Raw genomic sequence first — 18,681 nt, 5'->3', positions numbered from 1 at the left:
GAAAAGGGGCGAACCACACCAAGGCCCCAAGGACACACGGACGCCCCCCGAGTGACCTGGGGTCACGCGGGGGGCGTCCGGTACATCCGGTCCTACGGGGCCTTGGGGATCAGACCGCCGGCGCCGGGTAGGTCGGGTACTCGACCCCGGAGACGTACTGGACGACCCGGACGACCTGGCAGGAGTAGCCGAACTCGTTGTCGTACCAGAGGTAGAGGATCGCGTTGTCCCCGTCGACCTTGGTGGCGCCCGCGTCGACGATCGAGGCGTGGCGCGAGCCGATGAAGTCGCTGGAGACCGCGTCGGGCGCCGTGGTGAAGTCGATCTGGCGCTTCAGCGGAGAGGTCAGCGACACGTCGCGGAGGTAGTCGAGCACCTCTTCGCGGGTGGTCTCACGGCCCAGGCGCAGGCTGAGGATCGCGATCGAGACGTCCGGGACGGGGACGCGGATCGAGCTGCCGCTGATCGGGGCCTTGAGGTCGGGCAGCGCCTTGGCGACGGCCGAGGCGGCACCCGTCTCCGTCATGACCATGTTCAGCGGCGCGGAACGGCCGCGGCGGTCGGCGCTGTGGTAGTTGTCCAGCAGGTTCTGGTCGTTGGTGAACGAGTGGACGGTCTCCACGTGGCCGCGCAGAACGCCGTACTCGTCCGCCATCGCCTTCAGCGGCGGGACGATCGCGTTGGTGGTGCAGGAGGCGCAGGACAGGATCTGCTCGTCCGGCTTGATCGTGTCGTGGTTGACCCCGTGCACGATGTTGGGGACGTCGCCCTTGCCCGGAGCCGTCAGGACGACCTTGTCGATACCGGGGCGCAGGTGCTTGGAGAGCCCCTCGCGGTCGCGCCACTTTCCGGTGTTGTCGATCAGGATGGCGTCCTTGATGCCGTACGCCGTGTAGTCGACCTCGGACGGGTCGTTGGCGTAGATCACCTTGATCGCGTTGCCGTTGGCGATGATCGTGCTGGTCGCCTCGTCCACGGTGATCGTGCCCTGGAACTGGCCGTGGATCGAGTCGCGGCGCAGCAGCGAGGCACGCTTGACGAGGTCTGCCTCACCGCCGCCGCGGACGACGATGGCACGCAGGCGCAGGCCGTTGCCGGAACCGGTCTTCTCGATGAGCAGGCGGGCGACGAGGCGGCCGATGCGGCCGAAGCCGTAGAGGACCACGTCGCGGCCCTCGCCGCGCTCGATCTTGTCGGCACCCGTGGCGCCGGCGACGGCGCCCGCGGTGAACTCCTCCACCGACAGACCGCGGTCGTCCGCCGCGTACGACGCGGCGAGCATGCCGAGGTCGATCTGCGAGGGACCGAGGTCGAGGGTGGTGAGCGCCTGGAGGAACGGGAGGGTCTCGGTGACCGAGAGCTCCTCGCCGTCGATCTGGCGCGCGAATCGGTGGGTCTTGAGAATGCTCACCACGGACTTGTTCACCAAGGAGCGGCTGTGCAGCAGGATCGTGACGTCCCGCTCCCGGTGCAGCTTGCCGATGATCGGGATCATCGACTCCGCGATCTTCTCGCGGTTCTTCCAGTTGGTGAACGAGTCGTCATTGACAGTCACAGAATTATCTTTCGAGCTAGGCGGCGCTCATATGCTAACCCGCGCGCGGACCGCTCCTTCAGGCACCCCCTGAGCAGGCGGTCAGCCCTCCGCGCGCTGGGTCACCGGAGCGGTGCTCTCATCGCCCAGGAACTCGTACCAGCGGCGCTGGAGGCACAGGTAGCGGGTGTCCGCCTCGGCCAGCGCGAGGAAGGAATCGACGGTGTCGGCCAGCCGCTCGCGCAGGCCCGGATCGGTCAGCTCGCCGTCCTCGCCGAAGGCCGAGTGCGCCATGGCGAGGCTGAACATGTCGGGGTACACCCGGGCCCCGAGGTGTTCGAGCGGGACCCGCAGCGCCCAGAGCCCGCGGTTCCCGCCGATCATCGACGGGGACGCGGACACCAGCAGGGTCTGCTTGTCCTTGAAGGGCTGCGGCCGGAACCGGGACACCCAGTCGACGGCGTTCTTCAGGACGCCGGGCACGGAGGCGTTGTACTCGGGCGAGGCGATCACCAGGGCCTGCGCCGCCAGGAGCCGCTCGCGCAGGGCGGCCGACCCCGCGGGCTGGCCGTCGGCCTGCTCGGCGTCGCCGTCGTACGTGGGCATCACGAAGTCCCCGATGCGGGCGAGGTCCGCGACGGCGCCCGACCGCTCGACCTGACCGGCGACCAGCGCGGCCAGCCGGGCGTTCACGGAGCCCTCGCGGGAGGACCCCGCGAGGACGAGGACCCGTAGGGCTTCAGGGCCGGTGGTGACGTTCAGGGGAGCCGGGGCGGCCGGATCCGTCGGGAACTTCGGGCTCTGGGGCTGGTTCGCATCGGTCACGTGCGGGACCGTACGGGACCCGCCGGGGATCCCCGCGGCGCGGCGCACGGGCTGTCACCCGGACGGGGTCAGTTGGCGCCCCAGCCGCCGTCCAGGGGGAGCGAGGAGCCCGTCACGTAGCCGGTGTGCGGACCGCAGAGCCACAGGGCGGCCGCCGCGACCTCCTCGGGCTCGATGAGCCGCTTGATCGGCGAGCGGGTCAGCAGCACCTCGGAGAGCACGTCTCCGGCGTCGATGCCGTGGGCGGCGGCCTGGTCGAGGATCTGCCCCTCGACCAGGGGGGTGCGGACGTAGCCGGGGCTGATGCAGTTGCTGGTCACCCCGTACGGGGCCCCCTCGATCGCGGTGACCTTGCTCAGCCCCTCGAGGGCGTGCTTGGCCGCCACGTAGGCCGATTTGTACGCGCTGGCGCGCAACCCGTGCACGCTGGAGATGTTGACCACCCGGCCCCAGCGGGCGGCGTACATGTGCGGCAGCACGTGGCGCAGCAGCAGGAAGGGCGCCGTGACCATCACCTGCTGGATCAGCGTGAAGCGCTCGGGCGGGAACTCGGTGATCGGGGCGACGTGCTGGAGCCCGGCGCTGTTGACCAGGATGTCGACGGCGGTCGGAAGCCTCCCGATGGCGGAGGGATCGGCCAGGTCGACCACGTGGGCGTGCCCGCCGACGAGGCCCGCGACGGCCTCGGCCGCCGCCGCGTCGACATCGGCCACGTGCACCACGGCCCCGGCCTCTGCCAGGGCCACCGCGCACGCCCGGCCGATGCCGCTGCCGCCGCCCGTCACCAAGGCGACGCGGCCCCGCGGGCCGGTGGGGGAAGGAAGTTCGCTCGTCATGGCCGGAAGCGTAGGGAGGGCCGTGGTGCGGCGCCCACGGTGCCGCCCCCCATACTCGGCGCCGTCCGTATGGAGGCGATCGCCATGCGTGCCGACGGCGTACGCGGCCGGGGGGCGGGGCGTCCTCATGTGTCGAGCGGGCAGCCGGCCAGCAGGGCCGCCGGGGTGGCGGACGGATCCCGGGGCACGGTGTGGCCGAGCGGCGGCCGCACACCGCGGCCGATCCACTCCTCCAGCGCGGTGAAGGCGGCCCGGTGGCACGGGGTGAGGGGGCGCAGCCGATCGGGGAAGGCGTCGACGAGCGAGTCCACGTGGGTGCCGCCCTCGATGCGGTAGTAGCGCAGCAGGCCCCCGCGGCCGGCCCGGCGGACCATCTCGGCGTAGACGTCGGAGTCCCGGGAGATGGGGAGCAGGACGTCGAGGGTGCCGTGCAGGGTGATCAGCGGTTTGCCGATCCGGCCGGTGAGCGCGACCCTCCGGACGGCGCGCCGGACCTCCGCGGGCCGGTCGGCGTATGCGTAGTCGGCGTCACACGCCGGGGTGCCGGGCGCACAGAACGGGGTCCCCGCCTCGGTCGGGCCGTCGAAGCCCGGATCGAACTCCTCGCGGTAGATCCGCTGGGTGAGGTCCCAGTAGTAGCTGTGGTGGAAGGGCCACAGGAACTCCGAGCCGGCCGGGAAACCGGCGGCGACCATCGCCTCGTGCGCCCGGCCGGACTGCGGGCCGCCGGCCGCGTAGGCAGGGTAGGCGGCCAGTGCCGGGGGCAGGAAGGTGAGCAGGTTGGGGCCGTCGGCCCGCCACAGTGTGCCCTCCCAGTCCACCCCGCCGTCGTACAGCTCCGGATGGTTCTCCAGCTGCCAGCGGACCAGGTAGCCCCCGTTGGACATGCCCGTGGCCAAGGTGCGGTCCGGGGCCCTGTGATAGCGCTGTGCGACGACCGCGCGGGCGGCCCGGGTCAACTGGGTGACCCGGGTGTTCCACTCGGCGACGGCATCCCCGGGAGCCCGGCCGTCGCGGTGGAAGGCGGCCCCGGTGTTGCCCTTGTCCGTGGCGGCGAAGGCGTAGCCGCGCGAGAGCACCCAGTCGCCGATGGCCCGGTCGTTGGCGTACTGCTCGCGCACGCCCGGGGAGCCGGCGACGACGAGGCCGCCGTTCCAGCGGTCGGGCAGCCGGATGACGAACTGCGCGTCGTGGTTCCAGCCGTGGTTGGTGTTGGGGACGGCGGCCGGGGCGGGGGTGTCGGGGAAGTATCCGTCGATCTGGATGCCCGGCACGCCCGTGGGCACGGCAAGGTCCTTGGGGGTGAGGCCGGCCCAGTCGGCCGGATCGGTGTGCCCGGAGGCCACCGTGCCGGCGGTCGTCAACTCCTGCAGACAGTGGGCCTGTTGGCGCTCCGCCCCGGGTACGCGGAGGTGGGCGCGGCGGGCGCAGTGCGCGTCGGTGCCGCCGGCGGCGGCCGGGGGAGCGGGGAGCGTCAGCAGGGCCGAGGCCAGGAGCGCGACGGCCGCAGCCGCGGTGGCGGTGACGGAACGGATGGCTGGTGGCATGGGAGAGGCTCCAGAGAGTGCGTAGGGGGAGGGGAGAGGGCGGGGCGGAAGGGGTCAGGGGCAGCCGGCGTCGGCGATGGTGAAGTGGCCGACCGGGGCCTCCTTCAGGGTGTGCGTGACGTAGAGGTTGTAGAGCCCCAGGTTCTGCCCCGAGCCCTTGGCGTACGCGTGGCTCCCGTCGGTCGTGGCCCGCCCGGCCTGTACCTGCTGGTAGTTGTTCGCCTTCCAGCAGGCGGCCGGCGCGCCGGTCGTGCTCGCCGTGACGGGAGCCGAGCGGGCCCCGGCCGCTCCCGCGCCGTCGCGGGCCGCGACGGTCCACGTGTGCCCCGTGCCGGGGACGAGGCCGCCGTCGGTGTGAGGGGGCCCGGCCGGGGTGGCGACCTGGATCCCGTCGCGGTGCACGGCGTAGTCGGTTGCGCCCGGCACCCGGTCCCAGGTGAGGGTGACGCTGGTGTCCCCGACGGCGGAGGCGGCCAGACCGGAGGGCGCGGGCAGGGTGCCGGGGCCGGGGCCGGTCGTGGAGCCGTCCAGACCGAAGAACTTCGAGATCCAGTGGGCGGAGCAGATCGAGGCGAGGAAGTACGCCGCCCCCGTGTGCCCGCACTGCCCGGGACCGGAGCCCGGGTCGACCGGGGTGCCGTGCCCGATGCCCGGGACCCGGTCCACCTCGACGGCCACCGTGCCGTCGGCAGCCCGGTACTCCTCCTGGCGGGTCGCGTTCGGTCCGATGACCGATGTCCGGGCGGGGGTCTGCGGGAGACCGTGCAACGCCGTCCACTGGTCCCGCAGTTCATCGGCGTTGCGGGGAACGACGGTGGTGTCCGCGTCGCCCTGCCAGATCGCCACCCGGGGCCAGGGCCCGGACCACGCCGGATACGCGTCACGGACCAACTGGGCCCAGACCGCCGGAGACTTGTCCACCCCGGGGTTCATGCACGTGTAGGGGCTGCTCCCCTTGGCACAGTCGTAGGGCAGCCCGGCGATCACCGCCCCCGCCGCGAACACGTCCGGGTAGGCCGCGAGCATCACGGAGGTCATGGCGCCGCCGGCCGAAAGCCCGGTGACGAAGGTGCGGGCGGGGTCGGCGGAGTAGGCGGAGGCGGCGTGAGCGGCCATCTGCCGGACGGACGCGGCTTCGCCCTGGCCGCGCCGGTTGTCCGCGGGCTGGAACCAGTTGAAGCACTTGTTGAGGTTGTTCGCGGAGGTGGTCTCCGCGAAGACCAGCAGGAACCCGTCGCGGTCGGCGAGTTCGGGCAGTCCGGAGTTGTCGGCGTAGGTCTGGGCGTTCTGCGTGCAGCCGTGCAGGGCGATCACCACGGCCGGTACGGCCGGGAGGCCGGCCGGCCGGTACACGTACATGGTGAGCTGCCCCGGATTGGCACCGAACCCGGTCACCCGCTCGAGCGCGACGGCCGCGCGGGCGGGGGAGACGGGCCCGGCCACCACCCCGCCCACGATCAGCAGCACCAGCGCGAGCAGCCGGACGAGGCTTCGGCGCGCCTGCCCGTACGACCGGCTGCACGACCGGCTGTACGACCGGCCGTACGTCTGACCGTACGGCCGCCGCTGGAACCGCCGCCGGGACCGCCGCTGCGACGGCATGGGCGGGCGCCGTCGGCCGGTGGTCCGGGTGTCGGAGGATCTCCTGCGCAAGGACATGGCGGCTCCCTGAGGCGGCGGGCACGGCGCGGACCCGTCGTCCGGGGCCCGCGGTGCCCGCCACCGTAAGAGCGGCACGGCCCGCTCCGGCATGGCGCGGAGCGCCATAATCCGGCCCCCGCTTGACCGGTCCGCGAGGGTTGCGCGGGGCTCTCGCACGCTGCTATCCGCCGGTGCTCACCGACCCTGTCGCCACCAACCCTGTCGCCACCAACCCCGTCGCCACCAACCCCGTCGCCACCGTCCGTTCCGCCACCGTCCGTTCCGCCACCGTCAGTTCCGCGGCCGTCGCCGTGCGGACCTCGTCCAGCGATACCCCGGGCGCCAGTTCGCGGAGCAGGAATCCCTCCGGGGTGATGTCGAGGACCGCGAGGTCGGTGATCACCCGGTGGACGACGCCCCGCCCGGTCAACGGCAGTTCGCACCGCTCCACGAGCTTCGGCGTGCCGTCCTTGGCGGTGTGCTCCATGAGCACGATCACCCTGCGCGCACCGTGCACCAGGTCCATCGCGCCGCCCATTCCCTTGACCATTCTTCCCGGGATCATCCAGTTGGCCAGGTCGCCCGAGGCCGACACCTGCATGGCGCCCAGCACGGCCGCGTCCACGTGCCGCCTCGGATCATGCCGAAGGACAGCGCGGAGTCGAAGAACGAAGCCCCCGGCCGGACCGTGACGGTCTCCTTGCCCGCGTTGATCAGGTCCGGTTCGACCTCGTCGCCGACCGGGTACGGGCCCACGCCCAGGATGCCGTTCTCGGACTGGAGCACCACCTCGACCCCGGGCGGCACGTGGTCGGGGATGAGGGTCGGCAACCCGATCCCCAGGTTCACGTACGTACCGTCCGTCAGTTCGCGGGCGGCGCGGGCCGCCATCTGCTCACGCGTCAGAGCCATGTCACACGCCGCCTTGCTGCTCGGAGAGGAGGGGCTGGAGAGACTTCCGGACCGTGCGCCGCTCTACGCGCCGCTCCGCCGCCGGATCGCCGGGACGCACGAGGACCACCCGCTGGACGAAGACGCCCGGCAGGTGGACGGCGTCCGGATCGAGCTCTCCCGGCTCCACCAGCTCCTCCACCTCGGCGATCGTGATGCGCCCCGCCATGGCGGCGAGGGGGTTGAAATTGCGCGCCGAGGCATGGAAGACGAGATTGCCGTGCCGGTCCCCGGCCGCCGCCCGCACCAGGGCGAAATCGGTGGTGATGCCCTCCTCCAGGAGGTACTCCCGGCCGCCCCAGCTGCGCAGCTCCTTGGGCGGCGAGGCCACGGCAATGCCCCCGTCGGGGCGGTAGCGCCACGGCAGGCCGCCCTCCGAGACCTGCGTACCGGCCCCGGCCGGGGTGTAGAACGCCGCAATGCCCGCGCCACCGGCCCGCAGCCGCTCGGCGAGGGTGCCCTGCGGGACCAGCTCCACCTCCAGCTCGCCGCTCAGGTACTGCCGGGCGAACTCCTTGTTCTCGCCCACGTACGAGCTGGTCATCCGGGCGATCCTGCCCTCGCGCAGGAGCAGTCCCAGCCCCCAGTCGTCCACCCCGCAGTTGTTCGACACCACCTCCAGGCCGTGCACCTCCGGGCGCTCCAGCAGCGCGCCGATCAGCGCGCCCGGCACCCCGCACAAGCCGAAGCCGCCCACCGCGAGCGAGGCTCCGGCGGGGATGTCCGCCACCGCCCCGGCCGCGCTCGCGACCTCCTTGTCCAACCCCATCGCACACCCTCCTCCGCCCGGCCCCGGGCCGCCGGCCACCCGAACGGGCCGGCGCGCGGCAGGGCCGGCCCGACCGACCCTAGGAACCGCCGGCCCGCCCTGGCCATGGCGGCCGGGCCCACACCGGGCCGCCCCGCTGTGGGCCACGGCGCCACGGGGAACCGGCGGAGCCGGGCGCGCGTCACAGTCGTGCCGATCCGGCACTGGAGAAGAGGGGAACCGAAGGTGCGTCGAACCACCGAGAGACACCAGCGAGCTGTGAAAGAGAGCGCGAAGGGGGGCACCAGGGGGAAGGCCTCGAAGCCGAACGCGGCCGTGGCCCTCGCCGTGAGCATGGGCGCCGCTGCCGTGCTGCTCACCGGCTGCGGAAAGGCCGGCGTGGCCGACCCGGTCGACCCGGCCGACCCGGGCGGTCCCGTGGCGGCGCCGGCCCGGCCCACGGTGGCCGCGAAGAAGTGCCCGGTGATCGACCCCACCGCACCGCAGTCCCCGCCGACGCTGATCGACGGCACCCCGGCCAACACCGCTGAGGGAGAGCGGCTCTCGAAGGCCATCGGGGACCTGGGCTACGGAGCCTTCGCCGACGTCTACTCCACCCAGATCGTCGACCATCCGGCGGGCCGGGTAGCCCTCTGCGTCACCGACCTCGCCCGCGGCAAGCTCCTCGTGGCGGCGGCGCACGCGGCGGATCCGCAAGCGGACCCGGCCCGAGCCGACCTGTACCTGAGCACCTACGCGCACCGGACCCTCCAGGACGCCGGCGACAAGCTGATCGGTCTCAGAGTCGGCTTCCCGATCTACAGCGTCTCCAGCGGCCACGGCGAGGCGGTCGAGGTGACCTCCACGCAGGAGGGCGCCGCGTCGGCGGAGTTCAAGGCGAAGCTGGAGAAGGCCACCGGGGGCATCCCCGTCACGGTCACGAAGGGCGAGCAGCCCACGCTCCTGGAGGGCCCGATGACTGCCGCTCCCTGACCGGTGACCCTTCCCCGGTCAGGGGCGCCGGCTCGGTCATGTGCTCCGGCACGCGCGATCGAGAAGCTCCTCCATCACCGCCCGCGGGAGCGAGGTGTTGGCCGCCGCAGCCTCGGCCGTGTCCGTGTCCATGCCCGCTTCCGTGTCCGGCCGTTCGCCGTCCAGCAGTCCCACGAGGACCGGTGCGGACAGGGCCGGGTGCCGTGCGGCGTCGGCGCGGGCCCTGGGCTCCGTCAGGCACGCCAGCAGCGCAGGCTCCGTCGCGCGCGGATGCACCGCGATCTCACGGAAGGCCCGCCGTACGGGCGGTTCGTGCCGCGCCAGGTCGGCCAACAGGGCGGGCGGCGCGTCCGGGTTGGCGGCCACCTGCGCGAGGACCCGTACGCCGTGCCGCGCGACCATCGTGCGCAGCCGGTCCTCGGACAGGCCGGGGTGCGCGGCGACGCAGACGACGACGGCCGCGTCGGGGTCGTCGGCCAGGGCGTCGCGCACCGCCGCCTCAAGGCCCCGGCCACGGGCCGCCAGCGCACGTACCGCAGGGTGCGGGGAGGCGGCCAGCCTTGCGAGCTCCGGCTCGGTGGCGGCGGTGATCCGCGGTACCGGTTCCGGGCCGAGCCGGACCGTCCGCGCCAGGTCCGTGAGCACGTCGAGCGGAATGCCGGGAAGGCGGGCCAGGCGCCGGAGGAGGTCTACGTCCGGCTGTCCGCCGGCGTGGGCATCCGCGGCCAGCGTGCGGATCAGCGGCTCGTCGAGCGCCGGGTTCCCGGCGGTCTCGTGCCGGACGCCCGGGATCGGATCCGCAGCCAGCTGGGCGTACAACTCCTGCGACAGGTCGGTCCGTTCGGCCAGCGACCAGCGGACGATCATCGAGGGGTGTCCGGCCAGGGACGCTGCCGCCCCGGAAGGCGTGGCCGGGTTGCGTGCGGCCCGCTGGAGCGTTTCGTGCACCGTGGACTCGTGGCCGCCCGCGCAGGCGGCTCCGCCGCGCAGTTCGCAGTCCCGGCGCGGGCAGTGGGGATCGTGGGTGAACGGAATCTCCTCCTGGTCGCAGACCAGGCACGACACGGCCGGAGCGAGACCCTCCCCGGTGATCAGCGCCGCCAGCGCGGCCGGCGGAACCGCCTCGTTGGTCGCGGTCGCCATCCGGACCTCGGCGTGCGGATGCGCCGCGAGGCGGGCGGCGAGGGTCGGATCGATGGTCCAGATGCCGAGTTCTGCCACGACCGACACGTCCGGATCCGCCGCGAGGGTCTCCCGTACGTCGATGGGCAGACCCGGCCGGGAGGCGAGCCGCCAACGGGCCTTCGGATCGGGGTGCGCGGCGAGGGCCCGGGCCCAATCGGGCGGTCCGGCGCCCTCTTCGAGCAGGGCCAGGGCCACCGACGGCCGGTCGAGCGGGTCCACGTCGGCGGGGTTCAGCAGCCCGGCGTGCGCGAGCCGGACTGCGGATTCGTCACCGGCGGCCAGGGTCCGGACCTGGCGGTCGGTGAGGTCGGTGCGCCCGGCCAGTGCGCAGGCGAGGTCCTCGTCGGGGTCGTGGACGCGGCCGGCGAGCTCGGTCAGCCGGTCGAGGAGGTCGGCGGGCAGGGCAGGATTGGCGGCGAGGCCGCACAGGATCCGGATCACGGCAGCACCACCCCGGGCGCCACTCCGGGCACCACCCCGGTCAGGGCCTCGGTCATGGCCGTCGCATAGGGATGCGGACGGCGTCGGCGCAGCGTCAGCACGCCGATGTGCCGTGCGGGACAGGGCGGTTCGACCCGTACGACGGCGACGCCCCGGCCCGCATCCCCGTTCCTGTTCCCGTCCGCGTCCCCCGGCGGCAGCGCGACCCGGGGGATCAGTGCGACGCCGACGCCCGCCTCGACGAGGGAGCGCGCGAAGAAGTAGTCCGTGGTGGAAGCCGCCACCCGGAGGTCGAAACCGGCCCGCTCCGCGTACCGGCGCAGGTACGCCTCGGTCTTGCGGCAGCCCAGTACCCAGCGTTCGGAGGCGAGTTCGGCCGGGGCGACCGACGTGCGCCCCGCGAAACGGTGCCCCGGCGGCAGGACCAGCGCCAACGGGTCCTCCATCAGCGCCAGCCAGTCGAGCCCGGCTCCCGGGCGGAGCGGCAGCGGCCCGTCGAAGTGGTACGTGAGGGCCAGATCGGCGGCGCCCGAAGCCACCATGGGCACCGCCTCCTCCGGCTCGGCCTCCAGGACCGTCAGCTCCACCTCGGGGTGCGCGGCGACGAACCCGGCGAGCGTGCCCGGCAGGAGCCTGCGGCCCCCGCTCACGAAGGTGGCGACCGTCAGCCGCGGCCGCTCGGCGGTGACCCGGTCGATCTCGTGGCGCACCCGGTCGAGCTCCGCCGACACCGCTTCCGCCGCCTCCACCAGCAGCCGGCCCGGCTCCGTGAGCGTGATCCCGCGGGTGCTGCGCACGGCGACGGGGTGACCGAGGCCGCGCTCCAGGGCCGCGATGTGCTGGGAGACGGCCGAGGGCGTCAGGAGCAGCGCCCCGGCGGCCTTGTTGAAGCTGCCGTGCTCGGCCACGGCGCGCAGGATGCGCAGCCGCTGCACATCGATCATCAGTTTCCCTTACGACGTGATCAGTATTCCGGTAGTTCCACTGGCGACGGTACAGCGGCAGAGTCCTGGGCATGAAGAAGATCCTCGTCATCGGCGGAAGCCGCTACTTCGGAAAGCACCTGGTCGCCCTGGAGCGGGACGCCGGGCGCGAGGTGACCGTCCTGAACCGGGGCTCCACCGCCCCGCCCCGGGGCGTCGGCCACCTGATCGCCGACCGTGAGGACGAAGAGGGGCTCCGCGCGGCGCTGGGGGAGCGCACCTTCGACGTGGTCTTCGACCAGGTCTGCTACACGCCTCTGCAGGCGGAGACGGCCCGCCGCGTCTTCGCCGGACGCACCGGGCGGTACGTGATGACCTCGACGATCGAGGTCCACGACCCCGCGCCGCCCACCCCCGGTGCGCGCGCCTACGCCGAGGGCAAGCGGGGGGCCGAGGAGGTCCTGGGGGCGGAGCCCGCCTTCGGTCACGTGGCCGTGCGCACCGCGCACGTACTCGGCGGCGGCCGGGCGGAGTTCACCGGCCGCCTCGCGCACTACGTGGAGCGGATCGGCGCCGGGATCCCGGTGGCCGTGCACGAGGCTCCGTACCCGACCTCCTTCATCCACCACCACGAGATCGCCCGGTTCCTGCACTGGGCTGGGCAGCAGGAGTTCACCGGGCCGGTGAACGCCGCCTCGCACGGGGAGCTGGACGTGTTCGGGCTGGTCGGGGCCGTCGCCGAGGAGGTCGGGCGGGCGCCGCTCCTGCGGACGGTCGCGTCCGGGGCCGAGGCCTCGCCGTTCTCCTTCGACCGGGCCTACGCGATGGACAACGGCCGGGCCGCCGCGCTCGGCTTCCGCTTCGGGCGGCTCGCGGACTGGCTCCCGGAGGCCGTCGCGGAGGGCGCCGCCGCACTCCGGGCGTAGAGACGGCCCAGGCCGTCTCCCGCGGACCTGACCGACAAGATCCGAAAGACACCCCCTAGCGGTCCCCGGCCCGGCGCTCCAGGGGAGTTGCTACTGCCGAGTTGTTCACACTGAAGGTGACGCTTCCCGCCCGGTAGCGGTCGTCCGACCACTCGATGGGGCGGCCCGTGCGGGTCGCGGAGACGTGCCGCTGGCGCAAAAGCGGGCTGCCGCGGCGGATTTCGAGCAGCCGGGCGTCCTCGCTGCCGGCGGGAAGCGCGTCGATGAGGTGCTCGCCGTAGTGGGCGACGATGCCGGAGTCGTTCGCCAGACCGTCCATCACGGAGCGGCAGTCCTCGGGCATCGCCTCGACCGCCGCCGCGACCCAGTCGGCGTAGGCCGTCCGCTCGACCATCGTCGGCTCCCCGTCGAGCAGCCGGAGCCGCAGGACGGCGAGGATCTCGGTGCCGGCCGGCAGGGCCAGCCGGTCCGCCTCCTCGGAGGTGGCCGGGCGGCGGGTGCGCGACAGGAAACGGCTCGCGGCCTGGTGGCCGACCCCCTCGGCCCACTGGGCGAAGCTGTTGAGCTCGCCGAAGCTGTGCTTGCGCTCGTGGCGCAGGACGATCCTGCGGGCCCCCTGCCGGGAACCGATCAGCCCCTCGGCGGCGAGCGTCGCCACGGCCTGGCGGACGGTCCCGCGGGAGGCCGACCAGCGCGCCGCCAGATCGCTCTCCGAGGGCAGTTGGGCGCCCACCGGGTACTGGCCGGAGAGGATCGACCGGCGCAGCGCCTCGGCGATCTCCAGATACCGCACCGTAGCCATGCTGTCCTGTTCCCCCTTGCGTGGATGTGTGTACGGGCCCTGCCGCCCGGAGCCGTGAGCCGTCGCTCCCGCCCGCAAGCCTAGGCCGCGCCGGGCCCCGAAGATCATCTTGCGGGCTGTCCGGCACGGTTGTATCCGGCCGGTCTCCGGTCTTCGTCGAGACGTGCTCCACGGGACAGCCGCCGTTCACCGTCCGTACAGAGACCCAGGGCGAACTGGAGCCAACTTGTTCAGACAAGTGAATCCTCCTCCAAGCGTTCTCATGCGTTTTCGTCTCCGGGAGAGACCGTGCTCAGTTCCTCCGCCCGTCGCGGTGCGGCCGTCCTGCTCAGTGCCGCCGTGCTCACCACGCTCAGCGCGTGCGGCGCCGCACCCGACAAGACCGCCGGCTCCGCCGGTGGCGACGGCAAGAACAAGACCCAGCCCGGCGCCGCCACCTCGGTCGCCGACTTCGGCGGCCTGGAGGGTCTCGTCGCGGCCGCCGAGAAGGAGGGCGAGCTCAACGTCATCGCGCTGCCCGCCGACTGGGCGAACTACGGCGAGATCCAGAAGGCGTTCGCGGCCAAGTACCCCAAGGTCAAGATCAACGCCGAGAACCCGGACGCCTCCAGCGCCGACGAGATCGCCGCCGTCAAGTCCCGCAAGGGCCAGACCCGCGCCCCCGACGTCCTGGACCTCGGCATCGCCTTCGCCCGCAGCGGCGCCGCCGAGAACCTCTTCGCCCCGTACAAGGTCACCGCCTGGGACCAGATCCCCGCCTCCCAGAAGGACGCGGACGCCCGCTGGTACAACGACTACGGCGGCTACGTCTCCATCGGCTGCGACGCCGCCCGCATCCCGAACTGCCCGCAGTCCTTCGCCGACCTGGCCAAGCCCGAGTACAAGGGCAAGGTCGCCCTCAACGGCAACCCGACCAAGTCCGGCTCCGCCTTCGGCGGCGTCTACGCGGCGGCCCTCGCCAACAAGGGCTCCTTCGCGGACATCCAGCCCGGCATCGACTTCTTCGGCCGGCTGAAGAAGAGCGGGAACTTCATCCCCGTCGAGTCCACCCCGGCCACCGTCGAGAAGGGCGAGACCCCCATCTCGATCGACTGGGACTACCTGAACGCCGGCTACGCCGAGCAGTTCAAGGGCAAGGGCGTCGACTGGAAGGTGGCCATCCCCACCGACGGCGTCTACGCCCAGTACTACTCGCAGGCCATCAACAAGGACGCCCCCCACCCGGCGGCCTCCCGCCTGTGGATGGAGTTCCTGTACAGCACCGAGGGCCAGAACCTGTGGCTGAAGGGCTTCGCCCGCCCCGTGCTGCTGCCCGCCATGACCCAGGCCGGCACGGTCGACAAGGAAGCCGTCACCAAGCTCCCGCAGGTCCAGGGCACCCCGGCCTTCCCGGCCTCCACCGAACTGGACAAGGCCAAGGCCACCCTCGCCGAGAAGTGGGACAAGGCCCTCAGCTGATGTCCGCCTCCACCACCATCCCCCACTCGACGGGGACCGCCGGCGGCAGCACCACCCGCCGCCGGCGGCGCGGCCCGCGCACCTGGCTCGCCGCCCTCCCGCTCCTCGTCTTCACCGCACTGTGCTTCGGCGTCCCGCTGGGCGCCATCGCCTTCGGCGCGGTCACCCGTACGGACCCGGTGAGCGGCGCCACCGAGGCGACCGGCGAGCACCTGGCCCGCTCCCTCCAAGGGCCCTACCTCGGCTCCCTCATCGGCAGCGTCCAGCTCTCCGCCCTCACCGCACTCGTGGCCGGGGTGCTCGGCGTCCTCATCGCGCAGGCCGTCGTCACCTCCCCCTCCCGCGCCCTGCGCGGGGCGACGCTGACCGCCTCCGGCGTGCTCGCCAACTTCGGCGGGGTCCCCCTCGCCTTCGCGTTCATCGCCACCGTGGGGATCTCCGGGGTCGTCACCCAGCTCGCCGACCTCACCGACCTCGGCTGGAACCTCTACTCCTTCACCGGCCTCACCGTGGTCTACCTCTACTTCCTGACCCCGCTCATGGTGCTGGTGACCGTCCCCGCGCTGGACGGACTGCGCCCCCAGTGGCGCGAAGCCGCCCAGAACAACGGGGCGAGCACCTGGCAGTTCTGGCGCCACGTCGGCCTGCCCGTCCTCGCGCCCTCCCTGCTCGGCGGGTTCGTGCTGCTCTTCGGCACCGCCTTCGCCGCGCACGCCACGGCCGCCGCCCTCGTCGGCGGCTCCGTCCCGCTGGTCACGCTCAAGATCGCGGACGCCCTGTCCGGGAACGTGCTGACCGGCCAGGAGAACGTGGCCCTGGCCCTCGGCCTCGACATGATCGTGATCGCCGGCCTGGTCATGGCGGTCTACCTGCCCCTCCAGCGACGGAGCGCCCGATGGCTGCGATGACCCCGACGCCCGCCCCGCACGACGAGGTGGCCCCGGCCGCCGCTCCGGCCCCCGCGGGCCGGGACGGTGAGCGGGACCGGCAGGCACCCCCGGCCCGGACCCCGCGACGGCTGCGCCCCCGCTCCCGGCCCCGGGTGTGGCGCGGAGCGGTGCTCGCGCTCGCGGGCGCGTACTTCGTCCTCCCGCTCCTGGCCTCCTTCGTGTTCACCGTGCACGTCCCCGGCCAGGGCATCAGCTTCGAGGCGTACACCCAACTGCTCTCCGCGGAAGGGTTCACCGAGAGCCTGCTGCTCTCGCTGGGCCTCGCCGCCGCGACCATCGCCGCCTCGCTGCTCCTCGCCGTGCCCGCGCTGGTCGCCGTACGCATCGGCTCGCCGCGCCTGCGCCCGGTCGTGGAGGTGATGTGCATGATGCCGCTGGTGGTGCCGCCGATCGCGCTGGTCACCGGCATCACCACGGTGCTGCGCTGGGGTCCCGAACACCTCTCCACGACCCCGCTCTACCAGACCTTCCTCGCGGTCCAGAACCCGGACTTCCCCGTCGTCCTGGTCCTCGCGTACACCGTGCTCGCACTGCCCTTCGTCTACCGCTCCCTCGACGCGGGCCTGCGCGCCGTCGACGTCCCGACCCTGGTCGAGGCCGCCCGCAGCTGTGGCGCGAGCTGGCCGTACGTGGTCCTGCGCGTGATCCTGCCGAACCTGCGGGCCGCCCTCGCCGGAGCCGGGTTCCTCACGCTGGCCCTGGTCCTCGGCGAGTTCACGATCGCCTCGCTGCTCGGCTTCCAGCCCTTCGCCGTGTGGATCGTGTCGATCTCCGGAGCGCACGCCCGCATGTCGGTGGCCGTCTCCGTCCTCAGCCTCCTCATCACCTGGCTGCTGCTGCTCCTCCTCTCCCGGGCCGGCACCGCCCCCACCACGGTGTCCGCCGGGCCCTCACGCAACTCCGGAACCTCCCGCACCTCCCGTACCTCCGGCAAGGAGTCCTGACCCGCATGTCCCTCACCCTTCCCGAGGCCAGGAAGTCCGCGGACGGCGAAGCGGCCGCCGGCGGAGCGCGCGTCGAATTCCGCGGTCTGCGCCGGGCGTTCGGCTCCACCGTCGCCCTCGACGGACTCGACCTCACCATCGAGCCCGGCGAACTCGTCGCCCTGCTCGGCCCGTCGGGCTGCGGAAAGACCACCGCGCTGCGCGTCGTCGCCGGCTTCGAACAGCCCGACTCCGGCGAAGTGCTCCTCGACGGACAGGACATCACGCGGATCCCGGCCAACCGCCGCGACGCCGGCATGGTGTTCCAGTCGTACAGCCTCTTCCCGAACCTCAACGCCCGCGACAACGTGGCCTTCGGCCTGCGCGTCCGCAAGGTCGGCGCGGCCGCGCGCCGCGAGCGCGCCGCCGAACTCCTCGACCTGGTCGGCCTGCCCGACCACGGCGACCGCTACCCGCACCAGATGTCCGGCGGCCAGCAGCAGCGCGTCGCGCTCGCCCGCGCCCTCGCCCTGCGCCCGCGCGTCCTGCTGCTCGACGAGCCGCTCTCCGCGCTCGACGCGAAGGTGCGGTCCAGCCTGCGCGAGGAGATCCGCCGGCTCCAGCTCTCCCTGGGCATCACCACCGTGTTCGTCACGCACGACCAGGAGGAGGCCCTGTCCATGGCCGACCGGGTCGCCGTGCTCAACGCGGGCCGCCTGGAACAGTGCGCAGCCCCCGCCGAGCTGTACGAGCGGCCCGCGACCCCGTTCGTCGCAGAGTTCGTCGGCACCATGAACCGGCTCCTCGGACGGCTGTCCGGCTCCGGCACGGTCGAAGTGGCAGGCTCCCGGCTGCCGGTGGACGGCCCGGTGCCCTCCACCCCGGACGTCGAGGTGCTCGTACGACCTGAGAACATCACGGTGACGGCGGCTGCCGAGGGCCTGGCCACCGTCGCATCGGCCTCGTTCTTCGGGTCGGTGACCCGGCTCCACCTGGACCTGCCCGACGGCATCCGGATCAAGGCCGACCTGCCCTCGCGCGAGGCCGGAGCCCTCGTACCGGGCGCGCGGGCCACCGTGGGCCTGGCAGAGCGCCCCGTCCTCGTCGTCGCCACCGCGGCCGCCACGGCCGCGGCCACCGCCTCAGACCCGGGGGAAGCTTCATGACAGAACTCGCCGCCGTCCTCTTCGACATGGACGGCACCCTCGTCGACACCGAGGTCCTGTGGTGGCAGACCACCGCGGAGATCGCCGCCGGCCTGGGCTACGCCCTGACCGACGCCGACGCGCCCGAGGTGGTCGGCCGGGCGGTCGAGGACACCGCCGCGCACCTCGTACGGGTCGTCGGCGCGGGGGACGCCGAGGAAGTGGCGCGGGCCCTGACCGACAGCTTCTTCGGCCGGGTCGAGGAGGGCGCGCCGATGCGGCCGGGCGCGCAACAGCTGCTGACCGCCCTGGAGGCGGAAGGTCTGCCGTTCGCGCTGGTCAGCGCCTCGCCGCGGGTGGTCGTGGACTCGGTGGTGGGCGGCTCGCTCGCCCATGTCTCCTTCGCCTTCACCCTGTCCGCGGACGACACCACCCTGACGAAGCCGCACCCGGACCCCTACCGGGCCGCCGCGGAGCGACTGGGCGCGGCCCCCGAGGCGTGCGTGGCGGTCGAGGACTCCCCGGACGGCGCGGCCTCGGCGGAGGCCGCCGGCTGTGGAGTCCTGGTGGTCCCGTCCCTGCTGGAGGTGCCCCCGTCGCCGGTACGCACCTTCGCGCCCTCCCTCACCGAGGTCACCCCGGACACCCTGCGGGCCTGCCTGGCGGCGCCGTCGAGGGTCTGACGGGGTCGCCCGGAGTCGCGGGACCGGCGGATCAAGCCGGACATCGCCGGTCCGGCTTGATCGGGCCCGGCCCAGGCCGTCTCTTTCTGATCTTTCGGCCCCAGCAAAACACAAAAAAAAAGGACCAACCCCCCAAAGGATTCCAGTCCCTTCCGGCCTCAACTTGAGGT

The 18,681-nt window shown here is 73.0% G+C and carries 16 protein-coding genes and 1 pseudogene; 7 read left to right on the top strand and 10 right to left on the bottom strand.

The window, feature by feature from the left end; translation table 11 throughout:
- Positions 1–109: 109 nt before the first annotated feature.
- The 7 genes and pseudogenes from ACFWBW_RS36045 to ACFWBW_RS36015 all read right to left on the bottom strand — a co-directional run bounded on the left by ACFWBW_RS36045 (position 110) and on the right by ACFWBW_RS36015 (position 8,103).
- Complete coding sequence (locus ACFWBW_RS36045; protein WP_385382117.1) at positions 110–1,555, bottom strand: glyceraldehyde-3-phosphate dehydrogenase; 1,446 nt, start codon at positions 1,553–1,555, stop codon at positions 110–112.
- A gap of 81 nt (positions 1,556–1,636) precedes the next feature.
- Positions 1,637–2,296, bottom strand: coding sequence for an NADPH-dependent FMN reductase (locus ACFWBW_RS36040; RefSeq protein ID WP_385382123.1), 660 nt, complete (start codon positions 2,294–2,296; stop codon positions 1,637–1,639).
- Positions 2,297–2,427: 131 nt separating this feature from the next.
- The gene (locus tag ACFWBW_RS36035) at positions 2,428–3,195 is read right to left on the bottom strand and encodes a 3-hydroxybutyrate dehydrogenase (protein WP_385382114.1); all 768 of its coding nucleotides are present in this window, start codon (positions 3,193–3,195) and stop codon (positions 2,428–2,430) included.
- Between the two features lie 125 nt (positions 3,196–3,320).
- Positions 3,321–4,742, bottom strand: coding sequence for a 3-hydroxybutyrate oligomer hydrolase family protein (locus ACFWBW_RS36030; RefSeq protein ID WP_385382111.1), 1,422 nt, complete (start codon positions 4,740–4,742; stop codon positions 3,321–3,323).
- Between the two features lie 54 nt (positions 4,743–4,796).
- Positions 4,797–6,401 (bottom strand): PHB depolymerase family esterase, encoded by a 1,605-nt coding sequence (locus ACFWBW_RS36025; RefSeq protein ID WP_385382108.1) that lies wholly within the window; start codon positions 6,399–6,401, stop codon positions 4,797–4,799.
- Positions 6,402–6,564: 163 nt separating this feature from the next.
- Positions 6,565–7,295, bottom strand: a pseudogene (locus ACFWBW_RS36020) (CoA transferase subunit B).
- Between the two features lies 1 nt (position 7,296).
- Entirely contained in the window at positions 7,297–8,103 is an 807-nt protein-coding gene (locus ACFWBW_RS36015) for a CoA transferase subunit A (protein ID WP_385382105.1), read from the bottom strand.
- A 258-nt stretch (positions 8,104–8,361) separates the two neighbouring features.
- Here ACFWBW_RS36015 and ACFWBW_RS36010 point away from each other — a divergent pair, with 258 nt between their 5' ends.
- Positions 8,362–9,075: a hypothetical protein gene (locus ACFWBW_RS36010; RefSeq protein ID WP_385382102.1), complete on the top strand. Its 714-nt coding sequence runs from the start codon at positions 8,362–8,364 to the stop codon at positions 9,073–9,075.
- Between the two features lie 36 nt (positions 9,076–9,111).
- On the opposite strand, the gene ACFWBW_RS36005 is transcribed toward ACFWBW_RS36010, so the two are convergent.
- Together ACFWBW_RS36005 and ACFWBW_RS36000 are read right to left on the bottom strand one after the other, a co-directional pair.
- On the bottom strand, positions 9,112–10,701 hold the full coding sequence (locus ACFWBW_RS36005) for a hypothetical protein (protein WP_385382099.1): 1,590 nt from the start codon (positions 10,699–10,701) through the stop codon (positions 9,112–9,114).
- Complete coding sequence (locus ACFWBW_RS36000; RefSeq protein WP_385382096.1) at positions 10,698–11,645, bottom strand: LysR family transcriptional regulator; 948 nt, start codon at positions 11,643–11,645, stop codon at positions 10,698–10,700. Before ACFWBW_RS36000 ends, ACFWBW_RS36005 begins: the two co-directional genes overlap by 4 nt.
- A 71-nt stretch (positions 11,646–11,716) precedes the next feature.
- Between ACFWBW_RS36000 and ACFWBW_RS35995 the strand changes: the two genes are divergently transcribed.
- Positions 11,717–12,550, top strand: a complete 834-nt coding sequence (locus ACFWBW_RS35995) for a reductase (protein ID WP_385382093.1) — start codon at positions 11,717–11,719, stop codon at positions 12,548–12,550.
- A 55-nt stretch (positions 12,551–12,605) separates the two neighbouring features.
- Here the strand turns inward: ACFWBW_RS35995 and ACFWBW_RS35990 are convergent, their stop codons facing one another.
- Positions 12,606–13,352 (bottom strand): GntR family transcriptional regulator, encoded by a 747-nt coding sequence (locus ACFWBW_RS35990; protein ID WP_385382090.1) that lies wholly within the window; start codon positions 13,350–13,352, stop codon positions 12,606–12,608.
- Between the two features lie 288 nt (positions 13,353–13,640).
- On the opposite strand from ACFWBW_RS35990, the gene ACFWBW_RS35985 reads away from it, so the two are divergent.
- Genes ACFWBW_RS35985 through ACFWBW_RS35965 form a run of 5 tightly spaced genes read left to right on the top strand, consistent with a single transcriptional unit; the run spans position 13,641 to position 18,511 of the window.
- Positions 13,641–14,810 (top strand): ABC transporter substrate-binding protein, encoded by a 1,170-nt coding sequence (locus ACFWBW_RS35985; RefSeq protein WP_385382086.1) that lies wholly within the window; start codon positions 13,641–13,643, stop codon positions 14,808–14,810.
- On the top strand, positions 14,810–15,718 hold the full coding sequence (locus ACFWBW_RS35980; protein WP_385382083.1) for an ABC transporter permease: 909 nt from the start codon (positions 14,810–14,812) through the stop codon (positions 15,716–15,718). Before ACFWBW_RS35985 ends, ACFWBW_RS35980 begins: the two co-directional genes overlap by 1 nt.
- Positions 15,706–16,704, top strand: a complete 999-nt coding sequence (locus tag ACFWBW_RS35975; protein WP_385382080.1) for an ABC transporter permease — start codon at positions 15,706–15,708, stop codon at positions 16,702–16,704. The genes ACFWBW_RS35980 and ACFWBW_RS35975 overlap by 13 nt, the downstream gene beginning before the upstream one ends.
- A 5-nt stretch (positions 16,705–16,709) precedes the next feature.
- Positions 16,710–17,849: an ABC transporter ATP-binding protein gene (locus ACFWBW_RS35970; RefSeq protein ID WP_385382076.1), complete on the top strand. Its 1,140-nt coding sequence runs from the start codon at positions 16,710–16,712 to the stop codon at positions 17,847–17,849.
- Positions 17,846–18,511 carry an HAD family hydrolase gene (locus ACFWBW_RS35965; RefSeq protein ID WP_385382074.1) on the top strand — a complete coding sequence of 222 codons (666 nt, stop codon included), beginning with the start codon at positions 17,846–17,848 and terminating at the stop codon, positions 18,509–18,511. The genes ACFWBW_RS35970 and ACFWBW_RS35965 overlap by 4 nt, the downstream gene beginning before the upstream one ends.
- The last annotated feature ends 170 nt before the right edge of the window (positions 18,512–18,681 follow it).

The organism is Streptomyces sp. NPDC059957 (genome assembly GCF_042730015.1).
Classification (GTDB): Bacteria; Actinomycetota; Actinomycetes; order Streptomycetales; family Streptomycetaceae; genus Streptomyces.
The sequence above is the reverse complement of the archived record's forward strand: the minus strand, read 5'-3'. Positions and strand labels throughout refer to the sequence as shown.